The sequence below is a fragment of the Streptomyces adelaidensis genome (assembly GCF_016598475.1).
In the GTDB taxonomy this organism is placed as follows: domain Bacteria; phylum Actinomycetota; class Actinomycetes; order Streptomycetales; family Streptomycetaceae; genus Streptomyces; species Streptomyces adelaidensis.
This window is the reverse complement of sequence record NZ_JAEMUX010000048.1, coordinates 42,821-66,441: the sequence shown is the minus strand read 5'-3', so window position 1 is coordinate 66,441 and position 23,621 is coordinate 42,821. Positions and strand designations below refer to the sequence as shown.

General features: G+C 70.9%; 21 protein-coding genes and 1 pseudogene. 17 read left to right on the top strand and 5 right to left on the bottom strand.

All coding sequences use genetic code 11. The annotated features are described in order from the left end of the window. Positions 1 to 31: 31 nt before the first annotated feature. From I8N67_RS25590 to I8N67_RS25565, 6 genes are all read left to right on the top strand, one after another. Positions 32 to 247: a DUF397 domain-containing protein gene (locus I8N67_RS25590; RefSeq protein ID WP_200305943.1), complete on the top strand. Its 216-nt coding sequence runs from the start codon at positions 32 to 34 to the stop codon at positions 245 to 247. A gap of 225 nt (positions 248 to 472) precedes the next feature. Beyond that, positions 473 to 2,107 carry a peptide ABC transporter substrate-binding protein gene (locus I8N67_RS25585; protein ID WP_200305941.1) on the top strand — a complete coding sequence of 545 codons (1,635 nt, stop codon included), beginning with the start codon at positions 473 to 475 and terminating at the stop codon, positions 2,105 to 2,107. Between the two features lie 6 nt (positions 2,108 to 2,113). Continuing rightward, positions 2,114 to 3,037: an ABC transporter permease gene (locus tag I8N67_RS25580; RefSeq protein WP_200305939.1), complete on the top strand. Its 924-nt coding sequence runs from the start codon at positions 2,114 to 2,116 to the stop codon at positions 3,035 to 3,037. Positions 3,038 to 3,218: 181 nt separating this feature from the next. Next, positions 3,219 to 4,151: an ABC transporter permease gene (locus tag I8N67_RS25575; RefSeq protein WP_200305955.1), complete on the top strand. Its 933-nt coding sequence runs from the start codon at positions 3,219 to 3,221 to the stop codon at positions 4,149 to 4,151. 9 nt (positions 4,152 to 4,160) lie between these two features. Next, entirely contained in the window at positions 4,161 to 5,156 is a 996-nt protein-coding gene (locus tag I8N67_RS25570; RefSeq protein WP_200305937.1) for an ABC transporter ATP-binding protein, read from the top strand. After that, a complete protein-coding gene (locus I8N67_RS25565) occupies positions 5,137 to 6,267 on the top strand; it encodes an ABC transporter ATP-binding protein (RefSeq protein WP_200305935.1) in 1,131 nt (376 codons plus the stop codon). Before I8N67_RS25570 ends, I8N67_RS25565 begins: the two co-directional genes overlap by 20 nt. A 149-nt stretch (positions 6,268 to 6,416) precedes the next feature. Here the strand turns inward: I8N67_RS25565 and I8N67_RS25560 are convergent, their stop codons facing one another. Beyond that, positions 6,417 to 8,570 (bottom strand): S9 family peptidase, encoded by a 2,154-nt coding sequence (locus I8N67_RS25560; RefSeq protein WP_200305933.1) that lies wholly within the window; start codon positions 8,568 to 8,570, stop codon positions 6,417 to 6,419. A 200-nt stretch (positions 8,571 to 8,770) separates the two neighbouring features. Between I8N67_RS25560 and I8N67_RS25555 the strand changes: the two genes are divergently transcribed. The 8 genes and pseudogenes from I8N67_RS25555 (at position 8,771) to I8N67_RS25520 (ending at position 16,642) form a co-directional block, all read left to right on the top strand. Next, on the top strand, positions 8,771 to 8,965 hold the full coding sequence (locus tag I8N67_RS25555; protein ID WP_005480627.1) for a hypothetical protein: 195 nt from the start codon (positions 8,771 to 8,773) through the stop codon (positions 8,963 to 8,965). A 106-nt stretch (positions 8,966 to 9,071) separates the two neighbouring features. Next, entirely contained in the window at positions 9,072 to 10,043 is a 972-nt protein-coding gene (gene mshB / locus I8N67_RS25550) for an N-acetyl-1-D-myo-inositol-2-amino-2-deoxy-alpha-D-glucopyranoside deacetylase (protein ID WP_200305931.1), read from the top strand. Positions 10,044 to 10,107: 64 nt separating this feature from the next. Further along, positions 10,108 to 10,563, top strand: coding sequence for a DUF6113 family protein (locus tag I8N67_RS25545; protein WP_200305929.1), 456 nt, complete (start codon positions 10,108 to 10,110; stop codon positions 10,561 to 10,563). Positions 10,564 to 10,723: 160 nt separating this feature from the next. After that, positions 10,724 to 12,931 (top strand): hypothetical protein, encoded by a 2,208-nt coding sequence (locus I8N67_RS25540; RefSeq protein WP_200305927.1) that lies wholly within the window; start codon positions 10,724 to 10,726, stop codon positions 12,929 to 12,931. A gap of 193 nt (positions 12,932 to 13,124) precedes the next feature. Then, complete coding sequence (locus I8N67_RS25535; RefSeq protein ID WP_234046270.1) at positions 13,125 to 14,108, top strand: ABC transporter ATP-binding protein; 984 nt, start codon at positions 13,125 to 13,127, stop codon at positions 14,106 to 14,108. Next, complete coding sequence (locus I8N67_RS25530) at positions 14,105 to 14,845, top strand: ABC transporter permease (RefSeq protein ID WP_200305925.1); 741 nt, start codon at positions 14,105 to 14,107, stop codon at positions 14,843 to 14,845. Before I8N67_RS25535 ends, I8N67_RS25530 begins: the two co-directional genes overlap by 4 nt. Then, positions 14,842 to 16,031, top strand: a pseudogene (locus tag I8N67_RS25525) (sensor histidine kinase). Before I8N67_RS25530 ends, I8N67_RS25525 begins: the two are co-directional and overlap by 4 nt. Next, the gene (locus tag I8N67_RS25520) at positions 16,028 to 16,642 is read left to right on the top strand and encodes a response regulator transcription factor (protein ID WP_200305923.1); all 615 of its coding nucleotides are present in this window, start codon (positions 16,028 to 16,030) and stop codon (positions 16,640 to 16,642) included. Before I8N67_RS25525 ends, I8N67_RS25520 begins: the two are co-directional and overlap by 4 nt. A gap of 125 nt (positions 16,643 to 16,767) precedes the next feature. On the opposite strand, the gene I8N67_RS25515 is transcribed toward I8N67_RS25520, so the two are convergent. Together I8N67_RS25515 and I8N67_RS25510 are read right to left on the bottom strand one after the other, a co-directional pair. Beyond that, complete coding sequence (locus tag I8N67_RS25515) at positions 16,768 to 17,619, bottom strand: transglutaminase-like and tetratricopeptide repeat-containing protein (protein ID WP_307835373.1); 852 nt, start codon at positions 17,617 to 17,619, stop codon at positions 16,768 to 16,770. Positions 17,620 to 17,636: 17 nt separating this feature from the next. Continuing rightward, positions 17,637 to 18,701, bottom strand: coding sequence for a GNAT family N-acetyltransferase (locus I8N67_RS25510; RefSeq protein ID WP_200305919.1), 1,065 nt, complete (start codon positions 18,699 to 18,701; stop codon positions 17,637 to 17,639). Between the two features lie 140 nt (positions 18,702 to 18,841). On the opposite strand from I8N67_RS25510, the gene fdxA reads away from it, so the two are divergent. Together fdxA and I8N67_RS25500 are read left to right on the top strand one after the other, a co-directional pair. After that, positions 18,842 to 19,159, top strand: a complete 318-nt coding sequence (gene fdxA / locus I8N67_RS25505; RefSeq protein ID WP_005480604.1) for a ferredoxin — start codon at positions 18,842 to 18,844, stop codon at positions 19,157 to 19,159. A gap of 185 nt (positions 19,160 to 19,344) precedes the next feature. Beyond that, the gene (locus I8N67_RS25500) at positions 19,345 to 20,445 is read left to right on the top strand and encodes a bifunctional succinyldiaminopimelate transaminase/glutamate-prephenate aminotransferase (protein ID WP_200305917.1); all 1,101 of its coding nucleotides are present in this window, start codon (positions 19,345 to 19,347) and stop codon (positions 20,443 to 20,445) included. Positions 20,446 to 20,521: 76 nt separating this feature from the next. Here I8N67_RS25500 and I8N67_RS25495 read toward each other — a convergent pair whose 3' ends face one another. Beyond that, on the bottom strand, positions 20,522 to 20,968 hold the full coding sequence (locus I8N67_RS25495) for an ATP-binding protein (RefSeq protein ID WP_200305915.1): 447 nt from the start codon (positions 20,966 to 20,968) through the stop codon (positions 20,522 to 20,524). 335 nt (positions 20,969 to 21,303) lie between these two features. After that, on the bottom strand, positions 21,304 to 22,335 hold the full coding sequence (locus I8N67_RS25490) for a heavy metal transporter (RefSeq protein WP_307835372.1): 1,032 nt from the start codon (positions 22,333 to 22,335) through the stop codon (positions 21,304 to 21,306). 117 nt (positions 22,336 to 22,452) lie between these two features. Here I8N67_RS25490 and dapE point away from each other — a divergent pair, with 117 nt between their 5' ends. Beyond that, the gene (gene dapE / locus I8N67_RS25485) at positions 22,453 to 23,532 is read left to right on the top strand and encodes a succinyl-diaminopimelate desuccinylase (protein WP_200305913.1); all 1,080 of its coding nucleotides are present in this window, start codon (positions 22,453 to 22,455) and stop codon (positions 23,530 to 23,532) included. Positions 23,533 to 23,621: the final 89 nt, after the last annotated feature.

Genomic DNA, 23,621 nt, shown 5'->3' with positions numbered 1-23,621 from the left:
CTAGGGGACACCCTGCTCCAGGAAAGTGTGCATGGCCCGGCTCGGGTGGCAGAAGTCCAGCTACAGCGAGGGGGGTGCCGACACCTGCATAGAACTCGCCACCGGCCTCGTGGGCACCTCTCATCTCCGTGAGGGTGACACTCCGGTGACTGTCATAGCCATCACGACTGCGGCCCCGTGTGCCTTCCACGGCGGCGTCAAGAGGGCGGCTGTTCACCCGGCCAAGCCCGCGAGCGCACCCGGCTGATCCCGCCCCGTCCCTCGCTCCCCGTCACCCCTGCCCCACACCGGCGATACGGGCGCCGCATGCCCGGAATTCGTGCATCCGGACGCGAACTGCACCCGGTCGGGTGGACGGTATGTGCGGTATGCGCGCTATAGGTCGATATTGACCGGTAACGGAGCAGCGCCCTGGCGCGCTGGAGCACGGCGCAGTACCGAGACCACTGCGCACTCACCGAGGAGGCACCCCATGCGCGGAGCCACGCACGCCCGATGGATCGCCGGCGCGGCGGCCGTCGCCCTCGCCGCGACCGCCTGTGGGGGCGGGGACGACGACAGCGGCAGCGGTGACACCGCCGCCGTGCTCAGCTCCTCCTGGGGCGACCCGCAGAACCCGTTGGAGCCGGCCAACACCAACGAGGTGCAGGGCGGCAAGGTGCTCGACATGATCTTCCGCGGGCTGAAGCGGTACGACCCCAGGACCGGTGAGGCGAAGGACATGCTCGCCGAGGAGATCGAGACCACCGACTCGCAGAACTTCACCATCACCATCAAGGACGACTGGACCTTCAGCAACGGCGAGAGGGTCACCGCCGAGTCCTTCGTGGACGCCTGGAACTACGGGGCCAGCCTGAAGAACAACCAGAAGAACGCGTACTTCTTCGAGTACATCGAGGGCTACGACAAGACGCACCCCGACGACGGCAGCAAGCAGACCGCCGACACCCTCTCCGGGCTGAAGGTCGTCGACGAGGACACCTTCACCGTCAAGCTCACCCAGAAGTTCTCGACCTTCCCCGACACCCTCGGGTACAACGCCTACGCCCCGCTGCCGCAGTCGTTCTTCACCGACCATGACGCCTGGCTGAGCAAGCCCGTCGGCAACGGCCCGTACGCCGTCGACTCGTACACCAAGGGCTCCCAGCTGTCGGTCCGGAAGTGGGACGACTACCCCGGTGAGGACAAGGCGCAGAACGGTGGCGTGGATCTGAAGGTCTACACCGACAACAACACCGCCTACACCGACCTGATGGCGGGCAACCTCGACCTCGTCGACGACGTCCCGGCCGCCCAGCTCAAGAACGTCGAAGCCGACCTCGGCGACCGGTACATCAACACCCCGGCCGGCATCATCCAGACCCTCTCCTTCCCGTTCTACGACGACACCTGGGGCAAGGACGGCATGGAGAAGGTCCGCGCGGGCCTGTCCCGGGCCATCGACCGCGACCAGATCACCGACACCATCTTCCAGAAGACCCGCACCCCGGCCACCGACTGGACCTCACCCGTCCTCGGCGAGGAGGGCGGCTACAAGGAGGGCCTGTGCGGTGACTCCTGCGAGTACGACGCGGACGCGGCCAAGAAGCTGATCGAGGACGGCGGCGGCCTCCCCGGCGGCCAGGTCAAGATCACGTACAACGCGGACACCGGCTCCCACAAACAGTGGGTCGACGCCGTCTGCAACTCCATCAACAACGCCCTCGACAACGACAAGGCGTGCGTCGGCAACCCCGTCGGCACCTTCGCCGACTACCGCAACCAGATCACCCAGCGGAAGATGAGCGGCCCGTTCCGCGCCGGCTGGCAGATGGACTACCCGCTGATCCAGAACTTCCTGCAGCCGCTGTACTACACCAACGCCTCCTCCAACGACGGCAAGTGGTCCAACGCCGAGTTCGACAAGCTCGTCGACGAGGCCAACGCCGAGGAGGACAGCGGCAAGGCCGTCGAGAAGTTCCAGCAGGCCGAGGAGGTCGTCCGGGACAACATGGCCGCCATCCCGCTCTGGTACCAGAACGGCAGCGCGGGCTACTCCGAGCGCCTCTCGGATGTCTCTTTGAACCCGTTCAGCGTGCCGGTCTACGACCAGATCAAGGTCAGCTGACATCTGATGGGACGGTATGTCGTCCGTCGCCTGCTGCAGATGATCCCGGTCTTCGTCGGCGCCACACTGCTGATCTTCCTCATGGTGAACGTGATGGGCGATCCCATCGCGGGCCTGTGCGGCGACCGGGAGTGCGACCCCGCCACCGCCGCCCAGCTGCGCCGCGAGTTCGGCCTCGACAAGCCGGTCTGGCAGCAATACCTGACCTACATGGGCAATGTCTTCACCGGCGACTTCGGCACCGCGTTCAACGGGCAGGAGGTCACCGAGCTGATGGCCTCCGCCTTCCCGGTCACCATCCGGCTGACCATCATCGCGATCCTCTTCGAGGTCGTCATCGGCATCACCCTCGGTGTCGTCACCGGGCTGCGCCGCGGCCGGCCCGTCGACACCGGGGCCCTGCTGGTCACCCTGATCGTCATCTCGGTGCCCACCTTCGTCACCGGTCTGCTGCTCCAGCTGCTGCTGGGCGTGGAGTGGGCCTGGATGCGCCCGTCGGTCTCCTCCGACGCCCCCTTCGACGAGCTGATCGTCCCCGGGCTCGTCCTCGCCTCCGTCTCCCTCGCCTACGTGACCCGGCTGACCCGTACGTCCATCGCCGAGAACGCCCGCGCCGACTACGTCCGCACCGCAGTCGCCAAGGGCCTGCCCCGGCACCGGGTGATCCGCAAACACCTGCTGCGGAACTCCCTGATCCCCGTGGTCACCTTCATCGGCACCGACATCGGCGCCCTGATGGGCGGCGCCATCGTCACCGAGCGGATCTTCAACATCCACGGCGTCGGCTACCAGCTCTACCAGGGCATCCTCCGCCAGAACACCCAGACCGTCGTCGGCTTCGTGACCGTCCTCGTCCTGGTGTTCCTGATCGCCAACCTGCTCGTCGACCTCCTCTACGCCGTACTCGACCCGAGGATCCGCTATGCCTGAGCCGCAGCCGCCTCAGCCGCATGTCCCCGGCGGCGGACGCGAGCCACGTCTGTCAGGCGGCGGACGTGGGCCGCAGCTCTCAGGCGGCGGACGTGGGCCGCAGCTCTCGGGCGGCGGACGTGGGCCGCAGCTCTCGGGCGGCGGACGCGCCGCCGAGGACGGGGCGATCGCAGCGACGGGGATGGGCGGCGCCATGGACCTGGCCACCAGCGAGGGGGAGACCCTGGAGAAGGGCCTCGGTAACACGGACAACGGCGGCCCGTCCGACAAGGCCCGCAGCCTCTGGTCGGACGCCTGGCGCGACCTGCGCCGCAACCCCGTCTTCATCATCTCGGGGCTGGTCATCCTCTTCCTCGTCGTCATCTCCCTCTGGCCGTCCCTGATCGCCTCCGGCAACCCGCTCAAGTGCGACCTGTCCAAGGCCCAGCAGGGCTCTGGCCCCGGCCACCCCTTCGGCTACGACGGCCAGGGCTGCGACGTGTACACCCGTACCGTCTACGGGGCGCGCATCTCGATCGCCGTCGGTGTCTGCGCCACGCTCGGTGTCGCGCTCCTCGGGTCGGTGCTCGGCGGGCTCGCCGGGTTCTTCGGGGGAGGCTGGGACTCGGTGCTGTCCCGGATCACCGACGTGTTCTTCGCGATCCCGGTGGTGCTCGGCGGCCTGGTGCTGCTGTCCGTGGTCACCAACAACAGCGTCTGGCCGGTGATCGGGTTCATGGTGCTGCTCGGCTGGCCGCAGATCTCCCGCATCGCCCGCGGCGCGGTCATCACCGCCAAACAGAACGACTACGTCCAGGCGGCCCGCGCCCTCGGCGCCTCCAACTCCCGCATGCTGCTGCGGCACATCACCCCGAACGCGGTCGCCCCGGTCATCGTCGTCGCCACCATCGCGCTCGGCACGTACATCGCGCTGGAGGCGACCCTGTCGTACCTCGGTGTCGGGCTGAAACCGCCGAGTGTGTCCTGGGGCATCGACATCTCCGCCGCCTCCCCGTACATCCGCAACGCCCCGCACGCGCTGCTGTGGCCCTCCGGGGCCCTCGCGGTCACCGTCCTCGCGTTCATCATGCTCGGCGACGCGGTGCGCGACGCCCTCGACCCGAAACTGAGGTGAGCCGCCGCCATGCTGCTCGAAGTGCGTGACCTGCACGTGGAGTTCCGGACCCGGGACGGGGTCGCCAGGGCCGTCAACGGCGTCAACTACGGCGTGGACGAGGGCCAGACGCTCGCCGTGCTCGGCGAGTCCGGCTCCGGCAAGTCGGTCACGGCACAGGCGATCATGGGCATCCTCGACATGCCGCCCGGCAGGATCACCGGCGGCGAGATCCTCTTCAAGGGCCAGGACCTGCTGAAGCTCAAGGGGGAGGAGCGGCGGAAGATCCGCGGCGCCGGGATGGCGATGATCTTCCAGGACGCGCTGTCCTCGTTGAACCCCGTGCTGAGCGTGGGCGACCAGCTCGGCGAGATGTTCGTGGTGCACCGGGGCCTGTCGAAGAAGGACGCCCGCGCCAGGGCCGTCGAGCTGATGGACCGGGTCCGCATCCCGGCCGCCAAGGAGCGCGTACGGGACTATCCGCACCAGTTCTCCGGCGGTATGCGCCAGCGCATCATGATCGCCATGGCGCTGGCCCTCGAACCCTCGCTGATCATCGCCGACGAACCGACGACGGCGTTGGACGTCACCGTCCAGGCCCAGGTCATGGACCTCCTCGCCGAACTCCGGCGCGAGCTCGACATGGGCCTCATCCTCATCACCCACGACCTCGGCGTGGTCGCGGACGTCGCCGACCGCATCGCCGTGATGTACGCGGGCCGCATCGTGGAGTCCGCCCCCGTGCACGACATCTACAAGGCACCCGCCCACCCCTACACCCGGGGCCTGCTCGACTCGATCCCGCGGCTGGACCAGAAGGGCCAGGAGCTGTACGCGATCAAGGGTCTGCCGCCCAACCTCATGAACATCCCGCCCGGCTGCGCCTTCAACCCCCGCTGCCCGATGGCTCGCGACGTGTGCCGGACCGACGTACCCCCGCTGTACGACGTGGAGCCGTCGGACGGCATCCGGATGAGCGCCTGCCACTTCTGGAGGGAGTGCCTCGATGACCGAGTCAACAGTTGAGGCAGTCGGGTCAAGGGTTGAGCCGATCCTTGAGGTCAGTGGACTGGTCAAGCATTTCCCGTTGACTCAGGGCGTTCTGTTCAAGAAGCAGGTCGGTGCCGTCAAGGCTGTTGACGGTGTGGACTTCACGCTCAACAAAGGAGAGACCCTCGGCATCGTCGGGGAGTCCGGCTGCGGCAAGTCGACAGTCGCCAAGATGCTCGTCAATCTTGAGCGGCCGACCGCCGGCTCGATCAAGTACAAGGGCGAGGACATCACCAAGCTCTCCGGCCGGGCCCTCAAGTCCGTCCGCCGCAACATCCAGATGGTCTTCCAGGACCCGTACACCTCCCTCAACCCGCGCATGACGGTCGGCGACATCATCGGGGAGCCGTACGACATCCATCCCGAGGTCGCACCCAAGGGCGACCGTCGGCGCCGGGTGCAGGAACTCCTCGACGTGGTCGGGCTCAACCCCGAGTACATCAACCGCTATCCGCACCAGTTCTCCGGCGGTCAGCGCCAACGCATCGGCATCGCGCGCGGCTTGGCGCTCCGCCCCGAGATCATCGTCGCCGACGAGCCCGTCTCCGCCCTCGACGTCTCCGTCCAGGCCCAGGTCATCAACCTGCTGGACCGCCTCCAGGGCGAGTTCGCACTGTCGTACGTCTTCATCGCGCACGACCTGTCGATCGTGCGGCACATCTCCGACCGGGTGGGCGTGATGTACCTCGGGCGGATCGTGGAGATCGGCCGCGACGCCGAGATCTACGACCACCCGACGCATCCCTACACCCAGGCGCTGCTGTCCGCCGTGCCCGTGCCGGACCCCGAGGCCCGCGAGCACCGGGAGCGGATCATCCTCTTCGGTGACGTGCCCTCCCCGACGAACATCCCGTCCGGCTGCCGCTTTCGCACCCGCTGCTGGAAGGCCCAGGAGCGGTGCGCGCTGGAGGTGCCGCTGCTCGCGGTCCCGGCGGAGTTCCGCCTCACGACCGGCCCGGCGGCCCATGACTCGGCCTGCCACTTCGCGGAGGAGAAGCAGGTCGTACCACCCGAGGAGCCGTCCGAGGAGCCACCCGGGAACCCGCCCCACGGGCCTGCGGACGATCATGTGAATGACGCCGAATAACCACACAAATACGCATCAACCGCGTTAACGCGCAAGCAACTTGGCTGACCCCGTTCCGATATACGGACGCGCGAGTCTGAACAACGTACGGCCGTGCGGGTGCCGTAAACGGGCCGGGGCTCGCCATGTAGCCCCGGCCCGTTGCCGTGCTATTCCATCCCCAGCGAGCGCTTCAGGAAGTCCACCTGGAGCAGCAGCAGATTCTCCGCGACCTGTTCCTGCGGGGTGATGTGGGTGACCCCGGAGAGCGGCAGTACCTCGTGCGGGCGGCCGGCCGCCAGAAGCGCCGAGGACAGGCGCAGGGCGTGGGCGAAGACCACGTTGTCGTCGGCGGTGCCGTGCACGATCATCAGCGGGCGGTGCGGCTCGGCGGGGTCGGACAGCCCCTCGTCCGTCACCAGCGAACTCTTCGCGTACGCCGCCGGGGCCTTCGTCGGATCGCCCAGGTACCGCTCGGTGTAGTGCGTGTCGTACAGCCGCCAGTCGGTGACCGGGGCGCCCGCGATTGCGGCGTGGAAGACGTCCGGGCGGCGCAGCACCGCGAGGGCCGCGAGCCAGCCGCCGTACGACCAGCCGCGGATCGCCACCCGGGACAGGTCCAGCGGATGCGACTTCGCGAGGTCGCGCAGCGCGTCCACCTGGTCGTCCAGGGAGAGCGTGAAGTCCCCGTCGATCTCCTTCTCCCAGGCGGGGGAGCGGCCCGGCGTGCCCCGGCCGTCGGCGACCACCACCGCGAAACCCTGGTCGGCGAACCACTGCGAGGTGAGGTGCGGGTTGTGCGCCGCCAGTACCCGGGGGCCGTGCGGACCGGCGTAGGGGTCCATGAGGACCGGCAAGGGTGTGACCCCGTCGTAGTCGCTCGGCATAAGCAGGGCGCACGGTACGCGGCGTGCGCCCCCCTGTGTGAATTGCACGCGCGGGGACAGACCCGGATCTTCCGCATGAGAAGCCACAGTTGCCACGTGCTTGCCGTCCCGCAGCACCCGCACCTGGGTGCCCGCCCGGTCCGGTACGGCGGAGACGAGCACGGTCACACCCCCCGCGCGCACGGCCGAGTGCACGCCAGGCTCCTGCGAGACGCGCTCCCAGCCCAGCTCGTTCACGCGGTAGACGTGGATCTCGCCGATCTCCGGATCGTCGGCGGCCTCGCCCGCCGACGCGGAGACCAGCACATTGTCGTCGGACACGTCGAGAACCGCGCGGATGTGCAACTGAGGGCCGGTCAGCGGGCGTTCGCCGACCGCCAGTACCCGCGCGCCGCCCTCGTCCGCGACACGCACGAGCTGCCCCGACGGACTCCAGGCGGGCACCCCAGGGAAAAGATCAAGCCAATGTGGATCTTCGTCGGCGTGCACCATCCGGGTCGCCCCGGAGTCCGGGTCCACGGCCAGGAACAGCTGGCTGAGCTGGTCCCGCGCCTGCACCAGGATCAACGGCGCACCCGCCGCTGACCAGTGCACATGCGCCAGATACGGGTAACGGACCCGGTCCCACACGACCTCCGTACGGGCCCCGGACAGGTCCGTCACGAAGAGCCGTACGTCCGCGTTGGCGGTGCCGGCCGCCGGATACGCCACCCGCTGCGGGTCCCTCTCCGGCTGCGCGGGGTCCGCGATCCACCACCTGCGCACCGGCGTGTCGTCCACCCGTGAGACGAGTAGCCGGTCCGAGTCGGGCGACCACCAGAAGCCACGCGAACGGCCCATCTCCTCGGCCGCGATGAACTCCGCCAGACCGTGCGTGACGTTCCCCGACGCCTCCTCGGTGAGCGCCCTGTCGTCGCCGCCCTCCGCCTCGACGACGCGCAGCGCGCCCCGGGCGGCGTACGCGACGTACCGGCCGTCGGGGGAGGGGCGGGGGTCGATCACCGGTCCGGGGACGGCCAGTTCACGGGCCGTCCCGGCACGCAGCTCGGCCACGAACAGCCGCCCCGACAAGGCGAAGGAGGCCATCTCCACGGCCGCGTCGGTGGCATAGCCGACGATTCCGGCGCCGCCCTCACGGCTGCGCTCACGGCGCGCCCGCTCCTCGGCGGGCAGCTCCTCCGATGATCCGGCGAGCAGCGCGCCCGGGTCGGCCGCGACCCTCTCCAGGCCCTCGCGGGGGACCCCTGTACCGCTTCGGCCGGCGCCGTCCGGGACGTCCAGCACCCAGAGCCTGTTGGCCCGTTCGGTGCCGGACGGGGACCGCAGGAACACGACGCGGGACCCGTCCGGCGCGACGGAGAAGGCACGCGGCGCGCCGAGGATGAAACGTTGTGTCCGGGCGTGTCGGCGAGGGAAGGATTCGGGCTGGGTCGTCATGCCCTGACCATATTGGCCATGCGCCCCCTTGTGCGGCCGTGCGCCGATCGATGCGCGCGTATGGATAGTTATGATCACTACCGCTGAGTGGGTATGAACCTGCTGGCCGCTGTACGGATTTACGACTGCGTCACCCGCGTCATCGTTTGACAACTGCTTCGCTCCCCAGGTCCCAGGGAACTTTTTGGAGGTGAGCCGCCGTGGCACTCTCGATTTCGGCGGTGGTGCTGCTGGCGATCATCGTCTTCATCCTGATCAAGAAATCAGGGCTGAAGGCACCACACGCGATCATCTGCATCCTGCTCGGCTTCTATCTCGCCTCCTCGACCATCGCGCCGACGATCAGCGAGCTGACGACCAACATCGCGGGCATGATCGGCAGTATCAAATTCTGACGCCTCCGTCCGCCGGGGTCCGCTGCCGTACCCCCGCGGCCCGTCCGTTCCTGTGAATGCCCACGTCCGGCACGGGCGGGTGACAGGCGCCTCGTAGGGTGGGTCCATGACGGATCTGCCCTCCCCCGCCCTCCGGCCGGGGGGACCCCCATCTCGCGTCGCACGCCGACTGCTCCTGGTGCACGCGCACCCGGACGACGAGTCGATCAACAACGGCGCGACCATGGCCAAGTACGCGGCCGAGGGGACGCGGGTGACGCTGGTGACCTGCACCCTCGGCGAAGAGGGTGAGGTCATCCCGCCTCGGCTGGCACATCTCACGCCCGACCGCGACGACGCGCTGGGCCCGCACCGGGTGGACGAGCTGGCCGAGGCCATGAAGGAACTCGGCGTCACCGACCACCGCTTCCTCGGCGGCCCCGGGCGCTACCGCGACTCCGGGATGATGGGCGTCGAACAGAACGAGCGCCCCGGCGCCTTCTGGTCCGCCGACCTCGACGAGGCCGCCGCCCACCTGGTCCAGGTGATCCGCGAGGTACGCCCCCAGGTCCTCGTCACCTACGACCCCAACGGCGGCTACGGCCATCCCGACCACATCCAGGCCCACCGCGTCGCCATGCGCGCCGCCGGTCTGACCGCCGACCCGGACTTCCGCCCCGACCTGGGCGAGCCCTGGGAGATCGACAAGGTCTACTGGAACCGGGTGCCGCGCGGTGTGGTCGTGGCGGGCTTCAGCCGGCTGCTCCGCGACCTCGCCGAGCCCGGACGGCTGCCCTTCAGGCAGGCCGCGGCCGTCACCGATGTGCCGGGAGTGGTCGACGACTACATCGTCACCACCGAGATCGACGGCACCGACTTCGCGGCAGCGAAGATCGCCGCGATGCGGGCGCACGCCACCCAGATCGAGGTCGCCGAGCCGTACTTCGCCCTCTCCAACGCGCTGGCACAGCCCCTTTTGACCACCGAGTACTACGAGTTGGTACGCGGCAGAAGGGAAGGAGGGAGCCGGGAGAGCGACTTGTTCGAGGGGATTCCCGGCATTTCTTTTGAGGAACAGCAGAACGGAACGGCCCTGTGATGCGTACGCATGGGTATGAGAAACGAGTGGTGCGCCCGCCCGGCTGCCGAGAGGCGGGCCGGCGATGAAGCCGAAGGACCGGTCGGCGAACCGGCCGACGGGTGCGGGAGCGGGCGGACAAAGCAGCGCGCTCGCCCAGCCGTTGACGCTGCCCCCGCTGGGGCGGACCGCCGCCCACCTGGGACTCTTCGTCCTGGGAGCCGTGGTCGGGATGGCGGGCGGACTGCTCCAAGCCGCTTGGTTCCCCGGCGGATTGCTGCTCTCGCTGCTCGGCGCGGCCGGGCTCTTCCTGGGCGGCGCCCGGGCGACGGGCGGCAGATCCGGGGCCGTTGCGCCGGGCGCCGGGTGGATGATCTCCGTCGTCCTGCTGACGTCCACCCGGCCGGAGGGAGACTTCCTGTTCGGCGCGGGAGTCGGCTCGTATCTCTTCCTGCTCGGGGGCATGGCTGTGGCTGTGATGTGCGCCACCCTTGGGTGGGGGCGGCAACCGATCGGGCCCGACGCCCGACTTGGGAAGTGACGTACCACTTCGCCGCAGTGCTCGGGTGCGGGTCCCGTGTGGGTTTCCCACGCGGTCGTGGGATACGCGCCGGAAGTGGCCAGTATGGTGGTGCGCGCCGCCGAGCTGCCCGCTGAGTTGAGGTCGTGACGGGCGGCGGAGCAAACCGGGAGAACCTGCCTTGAGTCGTGAAACTGACACTTCGTCCTCCGGGGCCAATGGGCGCGGCAGCACCGCGTACCCGTCGGGGACACCGCCCTACGGCACGCCCATGGCCACCGAGGGCGGTGCCGACGCGGCCCGGACGGCCGGCGAGCGGCCGGACGGTCCCAAGACCGAGACCACACTGACGACGCGGGTCCGGATCAACATCCCCGGGTCGCGCCCCATCCCGCCGGTCGTCGTCCGCACGCCGGTCGGCGACAGGGAGAGCGGCGCGGACGACGCCGGGTCCGAGTCGCAGACCACCGGCACCATGGCCATGCCCGTGCTGACGGACACCCCGGCGCCCGCGCCGGAACCGCCCGCGCAGGCCGCCGACGACAAGCCGACGAGCGACTGGTTCGCGCCGCGCAGGAACTCGGCGCCGCCACCCACGAGGCCGGGCGGCGGCGCCAGTAATGGCGCCGGTTTCGCCACGGGCGGGATCGGCGGCCCGGGTGCCGGCGCGTCCGGCGGCCCCGGCACGGGCGGCACAGGCCCGCTGGCCGGCGGCCCTGGCGCGCCAGGCGGCCCCGGTGGCCCTGGTGGCGCACAGCCCGGCCCGCGCCCCGGCGCGGGCGCCGGCTCCCGGCCCGGCGGCATGACCGGCCCGGGAGGCCCGGGCGGAGCCGGCGGTACGAACGGCGCCGGGCTCCCCGGTGCCACCGGCGCCGGACCGGTCGCTCCCGGACACGGCGGCGGCACCGGCTCCTTCGACGTGTCGGCCGCGCTGGCCGGCACCAAGCCCGAGCGCGACGACCTGCCGTACTTCTCGGACAACGGCGGCGGCCTCGGCGGCCCGAACGGCCGGTCCGGCCCGGCCGGCCCGACCGGCGGCCCCGTCACCGGCGACAGTCCGCTCGGCCCGCCGCCGGGTCAGAACGGCCAGGGCAGCCCCTTCGGCGGCCCCTCGACGGACTTCTCCGCGCCCGGCGCCTACGCGGGCCCCGGCGGCGGCCTCAGCGACGACACCGCGGTCCTCACCCCGCAGCGGCCCGCCCCCGAACCGGGCACCCCCGGCTACGGCGGCCACGGCCATGCCGACAACCCCTCCGGGCACACCCTGACCAGCGGTATCCCGGTCGTGCCCCCCGGCACCCAGGGCCCGCCGTTCGGCGCGGGCGGCCCCGACGGCGCGGTGCGGCACACCCCGCCGAAGCTGCCCGACCCCGGCCCGCAGCAGAAGTCCGGTTCGCAGAAGTCAGGCTCCAAGAAGAACGCGAAGGCGTCGAAGCCGGCCAAGAAGAAGGGCCGCAGCAAGCTCGGGCTGCTCGTCGGCGGTGTGGTCGTCCTCGGCGGCGGTGTCTACGGCGCCGGGCTCCTCATGAACCACTCCGACGTCCCCAAGGGCACCACCGTGCTCGGCGTCGACATCGGCGGCGGCACCCGCGACGAGGCCGTCAACAAGCTCGACAAGGCCTTCGGCGACCGCACGAACGAGGCGCTGAAGCTCACGGTCGACGGCGAGGCCGTCTCCCTCAAGCCCGACCAGGCCGGACTCCAGTTCGACAAGCAGGCCACGGTCAGCGCCGCCGCCGTCAGCGACTACAACCCCATGACGGTGATCGGCTCGCTCTTCGGCCAGAAGCGGGTCGTGGTGCCCGCCATGCCCGTCGACGAGGAGAAGCTGGAGGCGGCCCTGGCGCGCGCCGCGGGCAGCTCCGGCTCGGCGACCGACGGCACCGTCAAGTACGAGGCGGGCAAGGCCGTCGCCGTCTACGGCAAGGCGGGCAAGGGCATCGACGTCGACGAGTCCACGGACGCCGTCGAGGAGGCGTACCGCACCCAGGTCGAGACCGGCAAGGCCGCCGCCGTTCAGCTCCCGACCACGACGAAGGAGCCGTCGGTCGACAAGGCCGAGGTCGACCGGTTCATGAAGGAGTTCGCGGGGCCGGCGATGTCGGCCAGTGTCACCGTGCAGACGGACGCCGCGCACAGCGTCCTGTTGAGCCCGCAGAACTCCCTGTGGAAGTTCCTCAAGGTCAAGCCGATCGACGGCAAGCTCGTCGATTCCTACGACGAGGCGGCGCTCAAGGAGCTCTACGGCGGCACCTTCGACGACGTCCTCATCACCCGCGCCAACGGCGAGAAGACCGCGGTCACGGTCGAGGACGTCTACGGCGCCCTGCGCCTGGCCCTGAAGAGCAAGACGGACCGGGTGGCGGTCATCGACACCGAACCCAGCTAACGGTTCCGGTCCACGGGGAGGGGGCATCCGGCGCACGCCGGGCGCCCCCTCCCCGTATGCCGGGGACATGCCGGACCATGCGGGGGCCGCGCCGGAGCGCGGATGTCACCGCCGCCGGTATGACTTCTGTCATCCCGCGTTCAGGACCGCCGACACTGCCGGGCACACCCCCGCCGCGACCACGATGGTCCCCATGACGACGACACCGACGACACCGACGACAGCCACGAAGGATTCGACGGTCACGACGACCACGACGACGAGGACCGCCGGCCCGGACGTGGTCGTGTTCGACCGGGTGACCAAGGCGTACGGCGACGTCCGGGCCGTGGACGGGCTGACGCTCACCCTGCACCCCGGGGAGACCGTGGCCCTGCTGGGGCCCAACGGAGCCGGCAAGTCCACCACCCTCGACCTCCTGCTCGGCCTCAAGCACGCCGACAGCGGCACGGTCCGCGTCTTCGGCACCGGCCCGCGCGAGGCGATCGTCGCCGGACGTGTGGGCGCCATGCTGCAGAGCGGCGGCCTGATGGACGAGGTCACGGTCGCCGAGCTGGTCAAGCTGGCCTGCGCCCTGCACCCCAGGCCGTACCCACTCTCCGAGGTGCTCGCCCGCGCCGGCGTCACCCGGATCGCCGACCGCAAGGTCGACAAGCTCTCCGGCGGCCAGGCCCAGCGCGTCCGGTTCGCGCTCGCGACCGCGGGCGACAGCGACCTGATCGTCCTGGACGAGCCCACCACCGGCATGGACGTCTCCGCCCGGCAGGCCTTCTGGGCCACCATGCGCGAGCAGGCCGACCGGGGCCGTACCGTCCTTTTCGCCACGCACTACCTCGAAGAGGCCGACGCCATCGCCGACCGCGTGCTCGTGCTGCACCGGGGCCGGCTGCTGGCCGACGGCACGGCGGCGGAGATCAAGGCGAAGGCGGGCGCCCGCAGGATCTCCTTCGACCTGCCCGACGGCCCGGTCGACGAGACCCGCCTGCGCGCCCTGCCGTTCCTCACCACCCTCGACGTGTCCGGCCGCACCGTCCGCATCCAGTCCACCGACGCCGACGCGACCGTTCACGCCCTCTACGGCCTCGGTGTCTACCCCCGCAACCTGGAGGTCGCCGGGCTCGGTCTGGAGCAGGCCTTCGTCGCGATCACGGCAGCCGAGGAGGCCCGCACATCATGAACGACCTGATCAAGCTGGAACTCACCCGCGCCCTGCGCAACCGCAAGTTCCTCTTCTTCTCGGTGCTCTACCCGTCGATCCTGTTCCTGCTCATCGCGGGCAGCGCCAGCACCACGGAGAAGGTCAGCGGCACCGGTCTGACCCTGCCGACGTACATGATGGTCTCCATGGCGTCCTTCGGCGCCCTCACCGCCGTCCTGATGGGCAACAGCGAGCGCATCGCCAAGGAACGTGAGAGCGGCTGGGTGCGGCAGCTGCGGCTGACGACGCTGCCGGGGCGCGGGTACGTCCTCGCGAAGACCGCGAGCGCCGCCGTGGTGAGCCTGCCGTCCATCGTCGTGGTCTTCGCCGTCGCCGCCACGGTGAAGGGCGTACGGCTCGACGCCTGGCAGTGGCTCGCGCTGACCGGCTCGATCTGGGCGGGCAGCCTCGTCTTCGCCGCCCTGGGCGTTGCGATCGGCTACCTGGCGACCGGGGACGCGGTCCGCCCGATCACGATGATCACCTACTTCGGCCTCTCCATCCTCGGCGGCCTGTGGATGCCGACCACGACCTTCCCGCAGTGGCTCCAGGACATCGCCAGGTGGGTGCCCACCCACGCGTACGCTGCCCTGGGGCAGGCGATCGAACAGAGCCGGGCCCCGCACATCGAGGACATCGTCGTCCTGGCCGTCTTCTTCGCCCTGTTCACGGGCGGCGCGGCCTGGCTGTACCGGAAGGACACGCTGAAGGCGTGAGCGGTTTCGGCATAGGACAGCGCCCGCGGACCTCCTTGCAGAAGAGCGTCAAGTTCTTCTGGATCAGCATCTGGCTCGTCTATCTGAGCGCGCCGGTGAACGACCTGCTGCACGGCGGGCACTCCACCGGCGTCCAGGTCCTCGGCTGGCTCGGCCTGGTGGCCTTCGTCAGCTGGTACTTCGCCCTGGTCTTCCGCGCCGGACGGGGCGAGGGCCATGCCGTGGTGGTCGGTTCGATCGTCGTCCTGACCACCCAGTCGACCGTCCTCGCCCTCACCCTGGGGCGCGAGTGGCTGGTGCTCTTCGTGTACGTGTCGATCTCCTCCGGCGCCGCGCTGCCCCTGCGCCTCGCCCGCTGGAGCATTCCGCTCGTCTCCGCCCTGCTCACCGGGGTCGCCCTCATCGTCCCCGACGGCACGAGGTTCCTGGCCGGACTGCTCCTCCCGGCACTGCTGGGTGGCTTCTCGATGACCGCGTACGGGAACTGATCCGCACCACCGTCGAGTTGCGGCAGGCCCGCGCCACCGTCGCCCAGCTCGCCGCCAACGAGGAACGCCTGCGCCTCGCCCGCGACCTGCACGACCTGCTGGGCCACTCCCTCTCGCTGATCACCCTCAAGAGCGAGCTGGCCGGCCGGATGCTCCCCGGCGACCCCGAGCAGGCGGCCCGCCAGGTCGCCGACATCGAGCAGGTCAGCCGCCAGGCCCTGGTCGACGTGCGCGAGGCCGTCACCGGTTACCGCCGCCCCCGCCTGGACGGCGAACTCGCCGCCGCCCGCTCCGTGCTGACGGCCGCCGACATCACCGCCGACCTGCCCGCCGAACCCGACCTCACCGGCGTCCCCGAGCCCAGCGAGACCGCCCTGGCCTGGGCGCTGCGCGAGGCCGTCACCAACGTCGTACGGCACAGCGGAGCCCACCGCTGCACGGTCGCCCTCGTCCGCCGCCAGACCCTCGGCGGCCTCGTCCTCGAACTCTCCGTCGAGGACGACGGCACGGGCGGCGCCCACCGCGCCGCGGGCATGGCCGACCACGACAGCGCCGCCGGCAACGGTCTGACGGGCCTCGCCGAACGCCTCCAGAAGGCGGGCGGCACACTGGAAGCGGGCCCCGCCCACCACGGCTTCCGCCTGGTGGCCAGAGCCCCCACCGCACCCCCCTGCTCGGACGTAGGATCCGGCGCATGAGCCGCATGATCAAGGTCCTCCTCGCCGAGGACCAGTCGATGGTCCGCGAGGCCCTGGCCGCCCTGCTCGGTCTGGAAGGCGACATCGAGGTCGTGGCCCAGGTGGCCAGGGGCGACGAGGTCCTCGCGGCGGCCCGCGCCCACGACATCGACGTGGCCCTCCTCGACATCGAGATGCCGGGCGTCACCGGAATCGAAGCGGCCGCCGAGCTCCACCGGGCCCTCCCGGCCGTCAAACTGGTCGTCCTCACCACCTTCGGCCGCCCCGGCTACCTCCGCAGCGCCATGGAAGCCGGCGCCGACGCCTTCCTCGTCAAGGACGCCCCAGCCGCCCAACTCGCCGCCGCCGTACGCCGAGTCCTCGCCGGCGAACGAGTCATCGACCCCACCCTCGCGGCCGCTGCCCTCGCCGAGGGCGCCAACCCCCTCACCGACCGCGAACGCGAGGTCCTCCGAGCAGCGGCCGACGGCTCCACCAACGCGGAACTCGCCAAATCCCTCCACCTCTCCCAGGGCACGGTCCGCAACTACCTGTCGACGGCGATCCACAAACTGGCGGTCAGAAACCGCACGGAGGCCGTACGGACCGCAAGGGAAAAGGGCTGGCTGTAGAAGGGATACGGCACTGGTGGCTCCGCCCGGGGACAGCGGAGTTCAGGGGCGCGGGGAACCGCGCGACCAGCCACAACCCACCCGCACCCGCCCGGCGACAGCCCCCGAACGGCGATCAGGCGACCTCAGTTCAGCAGAGCACGAGCCGCATCGGCCTGCCCCCGCACCCGCTCGGCCGCCTCCGCATCCACCCCCGCCACCACATCCGCGTACGCCTCCAACTCGACCGCCCCCCGCACGAACTCCCCCCGACGCACCAGCAACTGCGCCCACTCGTACCGCAACCGCGCCGGATGCGAGGGCAACGCCAACGACAGCTCCAGCGCCCACAACGCCACGTCGGACCGCTCGGGCCGGGCCGCCGCCCACGCCCGCACGTTGTTGAGGATCCGCAGCACCACGTCCAGCGGATCCGCCGGGCTCAGCGTCCCGGGGTCCAGCGGAGCCCCCGTCGCCCCGGCGACCAACAACTCCGCGTCGCCGCCGCTCAACACCCGCCCCCCGTCGAAGGGATCGGCCAGCACCTGCTGGTCGGGAGGCCCGAACCCCACCACGAAGTGCCCCGGCAGCGCGACCCCGTACACCGGAGCCCCCGCCCGCCGGGCCACCTCCATCCACACCACCGACAACAGGATCGGCAGCCCCCGTCGCCGCAGGAGCACCTGGTGCAGCAGTGACGACTCAAGGCGTTGGTAGTCCGCGCCGGAACCACGGAATCCGCACCGCTCACCGAGCAGCTCGGCCGTCGCGACCGCCCACTCACGGGGTCCGCCGGGCCGGAACGGCAGCATCCCGGCCAGCCGGTCGAGTTCGATCTCGGCGGCGTCGATGCCCGCCTCGTCCAGCGCCCCGTCGCCGGCCGCCCCCACCAGCACACACAGCAGGGCCAGGTCGGGCCGTTCGGCCCGTGCCTCCTCCGCGAACCGCCGCCGCACCTCAGCGGCCCGCTCCGGCTCCGGGGGGTGTGGGTCCCGCACAGCGGGGTGGTGCCCGCTCACGACGATCGATACGGCTCGGAACCGCCACGGGAACCATCACCGGATCCGGATCCGGATCCGCCACCGGCACCCTCGGGCGCCGAGTAGTGGTGGTACGAGTGATGCCTCGCGAACCCCATCCCGCCGTACAACGCCCGCGCCCCCAAGTTGTCCGCTTCCACCTGCAACCACCCCGCGGAGGCCCCCTCGTCCAGCGCCCGCCGGGCCAACGCGGCCATCACGGTCGTCGCGAGCCCCCGCCGCCGCTGGGCGGGATCGACCTCGACGGCGGCGAAACCGGCCCACCGCCCGTCCACCACACACCGCCCGATCGCGGCAGGCCCCTCGCCCGCCGCGCCCGGCACCGTCGCGAACCACACCGAGGGCCCGCTCCCGAGCACCTCGAGCGCGACGTCACTGACGCCCTTGCGCTGGTAGCGGCCGAGCCAGGCCTCGTCGGCCGTCCGGGACAGCTCGACCCCGGCCGCCTCCCGGTCCCCGACCGGCGCCAGCGCCCCGACCCACAGCTCGGCGGTGACCTCCCGACGCCAGCCCCGCTGCTCCACCTGGGCGCAGAGCAGCTCCTGCGTGCCCTCCGCGCCCGTGGCGAGCTGTATGTAGGCGGGCAGCCCCCGGGCCGCGTACCAGCCGCGTACGGCGGTCAGGGCCTCGTCCAGGGGCATTCCGGGGGAACCCAGGGGCAGCACCGAGTTGGCCCTCCGGGTGAACCCGGAGGCGGCCCGCAGCTCCCACTCGCCGAGCGGCTCACGCTCGGCCGGCTGCCAGGCCCGCGCAGAGACGTGCGCCAGCTCCGCGTACGAGGCGGCGGGCCCCCGTCGGCGGGCGGGCGCGGCAGGCACGACCTTCCCCGCGACCAGCGACGACTCCTCGATCCGCACCCGCTCGCCGTCGCGGCGCGTGATCAGCAGGACGCCGTCGTCCCATGATGTGAGAACACCAACCGTGTCGGTGAATTTCCCACCCTCGGCCCCACCCGGGTCGACGCGTCGCACCGAGACGCGTTTGCCCACGTCAGCAGCGGAGACACGGATCTCGAGACGTCCACCGGCAGAGATTTCCACAGGTCAGTTCACCCCTCCTGTTCGGATCATGCCCGGGAACGGAGATACTAGATGCGGGCATCGACGACGCCGCGCTCCCGCGCGCCAGGCGGCGGAGCCTGAGGAGGCCCGCCAGCGCCCTATCGAGGAGGAACGACAGCGTGACCTACGTCATCGCGCAGCCTTGTGTCGACGTCAAGGACAAGGCGTGCATCGAGGAGTGCCCGGTCGACTGCATCTACGAGGGCCAGCGGTCCCTCTACATCCACCCGGATGAATGCGTCGACTGCGGTGCCTGCGAGCCGGTGTGCCCGGTCGAGGCGATCTTCTACGAGGACGACACCCCGGAGGAGTGGAAGGACTACTACAAGGCGAACGTCGAGTTCTTCGACGAGCTGGGCTCGCCCGGTGGTGCCAGCAAGCTCGGCCTGATCGAGCGTGACCACCCCTTCGTCGCCGCACTGCCGCCGCAGGCCTGAGAGCGACGCCGCAGGCCCCGGGGTGATGCCCCGGCGGCCCGCATCCGCGCCGCCTCGGTCCCGTACGGCCCGATCACCATGATCGCCGTACGGGACCGAGGCGTTTGCCGTACGAGCAGTACGTAGGTTCCGACCCGCCGCTCGGGAACCTCGGAACGTACGTACGAGAAAGTGAGCCAGATCCCGTGTCCGCAGTCAGCGACCGCCTCCCCGCCTTTCCCTGGGACAAGCTGGAGCCGTACAAGGCGACGGCCGCCGCTCACCCCGGTGGCATCGTCGACCTCTCCGTCGGCACGCCGGTCGACCCGGTGCCCGAGCTGATCCAGAAAGCGCTGGTGCACGCGGCGGACTCGCCGGGCTACCCGACCGTCTGGGGCACGCCCGAGCTGCGCGACGCGATCACGGGCTGGCTGGAGCGCCGTCTCGGCGCCCGCGACGTCACGCACCGCCACGTTCTGCCGATCGTCGGCTCCAAGGAACTGGTCGCCTGGCTCCCCACCCAGCTCGGCCTCGGCCCCGGCGACCGGGTCGCGTACCCCCGTCTGGCCTATCCGACGTACGAGGTGGGCGCCCGGCTGGCCCGCGCCGACCACGAGGTCTACGACGATCCGACGGCCCTGGACCCGGCCGGCCTCAAGCTCCTCTGGCTGAACTCGCCCTCCAACCCCACCGGCAAGGTCCTCTCCAAGGCGGAGCTGACCCGGATCGTCGCCTGGGCCCGCGAGCACGGCATCCTGCTCTTCTCCGACGAGTGCTACCTGGAGCTGGGCTGGGAGGCCGACCCGGTCTCCGTCCTCCACCCGGACGTCAACGGCGGCTCGTACGAGGGCATCGTCGCGGTCCACTCCCTCTCCAAGCGCTCCAACCTGGCGGGCTACCGCGCGGCCTTCCTCGCCGGTGACCCGGCCGTCCTCGGCCCGCTCCTCCAGATTCGCAAGCACGGCGGCATGATGACCTCGTCCCCCACCCAGGCCGCCGTCGTCGCCGCCCTCGGCGACGACGACCACGTCCAGCGGCAGCGCGCCCGCTACGCCGCCCGCCGCGACGCCCTCCGCGACGCCCTCAAGGCCCACGGCTTCCGCATCGAGCACAGCGAAGCCAGCCTCTATCTCTGGGCCACCCGCGACGAGTCCTGCTGGACCACCGTCGCCCACCTCGCCGACCTCGGCATCCTCGTGGCCCCCGGTGACTTCTACGGCACCGCCGGCGACCATCACGTACGCGTGGCCCTCACGGCGACGGACGAGCGGGTGGCGGCGGCGGTGGAGCGCCTGCGGCAGGTGTAGTCAGGTGCGGGCATGCCGAAGGGGCCCGGGGAGAACTTCCCGGGCCCCTTCGGCATGCGAGAGGTCAGCCGATGGATCAGCCGAGCGGGCTCTGCACCGGCAGCTGGCCGGTCGGCAGAGAGCCGCCCTTGGCCACGGAGTCCGTCGGCAGCCCGCCCTTGGTGGCGGTCTTGCTGGTGTCGCCCAGGATCTCACCGGCGGAACCGGCGGTCTCCCCGGCGACCTTCTGCGCCGCGGGCGTCGCCTTCTTGACGGCCTTTCCACCGGTCTTGCCCGCGGCCGGTACGGCCTGCTTGACGGCCTTGCCGCCGGTCTCGCCGGCGAGACCGGTGACGTTCTGCGCCGCGCCGTCCACGGTGTTACCGGCGTTCGCGCCGTCCACGGCGGACAGACCGCCGAGGTTCGGGGTCGCCGGGAGTTCGGGCGCCGCGCTCGCGGAGCCGGCCGCACCGACCACGGAGGCCGCTCCCGCTGCGGTCAGCAGCGCGGCACGGGCGATCCGGCGGGTCAGGGGGAGGGACATGGTGCTCCTTTGACGGAAGAGAACGGTGAAGTGTCCGACTTCGCCCGGGAGTTGACCGTCGAGTGGATGTCGAATCGATCGTTCCGGGCTCGGACGCAGTGACTACCGCTCGAAGTCCGCGAAGGTTGCGGCGACCGGACGTAAAGAGTTGGTAATGCGTCGCATTATCGAATGCTGACAAAAGCGGGCGAATGCCGCCCGATCTGAAAGTCTGCCGAATCCTTACGGCCCTTTGTTCTCAAGGAATCCCGCGATACGAGGGTGAGGGGGCGAAAATCTGCGCACCCCGTCCACGCGACGCGCCGGGCGTACCCCGCACGGGTGAGCCCGAAGGCCTACTGTCCAGTGACGATTCGAACCTCGGTGGCGGAACCGGCCGCCGAGCCGCCCGCCGCGCCCTCGATCTTCCGCCACGCGCCGGCCCGGCCCTCGGCGACCCACTCCCGGCCCGCGAACGAGACGCGCTCGACGCCCAGCCGGGCGGAGTTGGCCACGGCCCAGTGCGCCAGCTCCCAGCCGCGCCGCCGGACCTCGTCGGTGTCCCCGGCGCCCGAGAGGGGGATGGTGACGATCCCGGCGGCGGCGGCGGCGGCGGAGGAGGAGGAGGAGGAGGAGGTCGGGTCGGGTGACGGGATCGCCTGGGCGGAGGGAGTGCCCTCGGAGCTCACCACCGCCGCGGCCGCCTCGAACGCGTCGCCGCCGAAGTCCCGAGCGAGCGCGGTGCGCACCGCGGCCGGGCCGCTCGTGTACGCCGTATCAGTCGTCTCCCGACGCCCCTCGCAGGTCAGCGTGGCCGCCGCGTGCCCGGTCAGCGCGGCGGCGAGCAGCGTGGCGTCCGGTTCGTGCTTGGCGTACGCCTCCGGATAGCCACTGCGCTGCACGCGCTGGGCGGCGACCGTCAGCGGCAGCTCCTCGTAGCCGTCGACCTTGGCGAGGTGCTCGTAGAACTCGCCCGACGCGTACACCGGGTCCTGGATCTGCTGCTCGGTGCCCCAGCCCTGCGACGGCCGCTGCTGGAACAGCCCGAGCGAGTCCCGGTCGCCGTGGCCGATATTGCGCAGTCCCGACTCCTGGAGCGCGGCCGCCAGCGCGATCGTCACGGCCCATTCGGGCAGATCGCGCGAGGTGCCGACCGCCGAGATCGTCGCCGCGTGCGCCGCCTGCTCGGGCGTGAACTCGTACGACGTCCCGTCGTCCTCCCCCGACACGACCACACACCGCGGTGTGCCGTTCCCCCCGGTCAGATACTGCACGGTGAGATACGCGCCGAGCGCGGCCAGCACGACGAGCGCCGCCAGGAAACGCAGCACACGACGGCCGCGGCGACGCGGGCGAGGACCGGGGGAATAGGGGTACGGCTCTGACACGCGGTCCAAGGTACTGGAGAGTAACGGCCGCCGCGCAAGGGTTGTGGACACAGGTACGGAGGTGGCCGGATCCGCTCGCCGGACGGCCTGTCGTACTGGCGCGTTAGGGTCTAGGACATGGCCGAGACCCCGATTGACCTCACGCAGGACGCCGCGCGGCTGACCGCGCAGCTCGTCGACTTCCCTTCCGAGAGCGGCACCGAGAAGCCCCTCGCGGACGCGATCGAGGCCGCCCTGCGCGCCCTGCCGCATCTCACGGTCGACCGGTACGGCAACAACCTCGTCGCCCGTACGAACCTGGGCCACGCGCAGCGGGTCATTCTGGCCGGCCACATCGACACGGTCCCCATCGCGGACAACGTCCCCTCCCGCCTCGACGAGGACGGCGTCCTCTGGGGCTGCGGCACCTGCGACATGAAGTCCGGCGTCGCGGTCCAGCTGCGGATCGCGGCCACGGTCCCGTCCCCGAACCGCGACCTGACCTTCGTCTTCTACGACAACGAAGAGGTCGCCGCCGAGCTGAACGGCCTGAAGCACATCTCCGAGGCCCACCCCGAGTGGCTGGCGGGAGACTTCGCGATCCTCCTGGAGGGCACCGACGGCGAGGTCGAGGGCGGCTGCCAGGGCACCCTGCGGGTCCTGCTGCGGACGAAGGGCGAGCGCGCCCACTCCGCCCGCGGCTGGATGGGCTCCAACGCCATCCACGCGGCCGCCCCGATCCTGGCCAAGCTCGCCTCGTACGAGCCGCGTTACCCGGTGATCGACGGCCTGGAGTACCGGGAGGGCCTGAACGCGGTCGGCATCTCCGGCGGCGTCGCGGGCAACGTCATCCCCGACGCGTGCGAAGTGAAGGTCAACTTCCGTTACGCGCCCGACCGTACGGAGGAGGAGGCCATCGCCCACGTCCGCGAGGTCTTCGCCGACTGCGGGGTCGAGGAGTTCGTGGTGGACGACCACAGCCCCGGCGCGCTGCCCGGTCTGTCCCACCCGGCGGCCGCGGCCTTCATCGAGGCGGTCGGCGGCACCGCCCTGCCCAAGTACGGCTGGACGGACGTCTCCCGCTTCAGCTCCCTCGGCATCCCGGCCGTCAACTACGGCCCCGGCAACCCGCACTTGGCGCACCGGCGCGACGAACGCGTGGACACCGCGAAGATCCTGGCGGGCGAGGAACGTCTGAGGGCCTGGCTGGCGGTGTGAAGTGTCCGGGGTGGCAGTTCATGGCGGACACGCTCGCGTCCCCCGTCCGTAACCCCTATGGATCTACGCTGAGGTGAACCACCAGCACG

Excerpts from the sequence above, each read along its gene's own strand:
- I8N67_RS25575 (WP_200305955.1), top strand. The coding sequence starts at position 3,219 with ATGGGCGGCGCCATGGACCTGGCCACCAGCGAGGGGGAGACCCTGGAG.
- I8N67_RS25570 (WP_200305937.1), top strand. The coding sequence starts at position 4,161 with ATGCTGCTCGAAGTGCGTGACCTGCACGTGGAGTTCCGGACCCGGGAC.
- I8N67_RS25530 (WP_200305925.1), top strand. The coding sequence starts at position 14,105 with ATGAACGACCTGATCAAGCTGGAACTCACCCGCGCCCTGCGCAACCGC.
- I8N67_RS25585 (WP_200305941.1), top strand. The coding sequence starts at position 473 with ATGCGCGGAGCCACGCACGCCCGATGGATCGCCGGCGCGGCGGCCGTC.
- I8N67_RS25535 (WP_234046270.1), top strand. The coding sequence starts at position 13,125 with ATGACGACGACACCGACGACACCGACGACAGCCACGAAGGATTCGACG.
- I8N67_RS25560 (WP_200305933.1), bottom strand. The coding sequence starts at position 8,570 with ATGACGACCCAGCCCGAATCCTTCCCTCGCCGACACGCCCGGACACAA.
- mshB (WP_200305931.1), top strand. The coding sequence starts at position 9,072 with ATGACGGATCTGCCCTCCCCCGCCCTCCGGCCGGGGGGACCCCCATCT.
- I8N67_RS25590 (WP_200305943.1), top strand. The coding sequence starts at position 32 with ATGGCCCGGCTCGGGTGGCAGAAGTCCAGCTACAGCGAGGGGGGTGCC.
- I8N67_RS25565 (WP_200305935.1), top strand. The coding sequence starts at position 5,137 with ATGACCGAGTCAACAGTTGAGGCAGTCGGGTCAAGGGTTGAGCCGATC.
- I8N67_RS25520 (WP_200305923.1), top strand. The coding sequence starts at position 16,028 with ATGAGCCGCATGATCAAGGTCCTCCTCGCCGAGGACCAGTCGATGGTC.
- I8N67_RS25495 (WP_200305915.1), bottom strand. The coding sequence starts at position 20,968 with ATGTCCCTCCCCCTGACCCGCCGGATCGCCCGTGCCGCGCTGCTGACC.
- I8N67_RS25545 (WP_200305929.1), top strand. The coding sequence starts at position 10,108 with ATGAAGCCGAAGGACCGGTCGGCGAACCGGCCGACGGGTGCGGGAGCG.
- I8N67_RS25580 (WP_200305939.1), top strand. The coding sequence starts at position 2,114 with ATGGGACGGTATGTCGTCCGTCGCCTGCTGCAGATGATCCCGGTCTTC.
- dapE (WP_200305913.1), top strand. The coding sequence starts at position 22,453 with ATGGCCGAGACCCCGATTGACCTCACGCAGGACGCCGCGCGGCTGACC.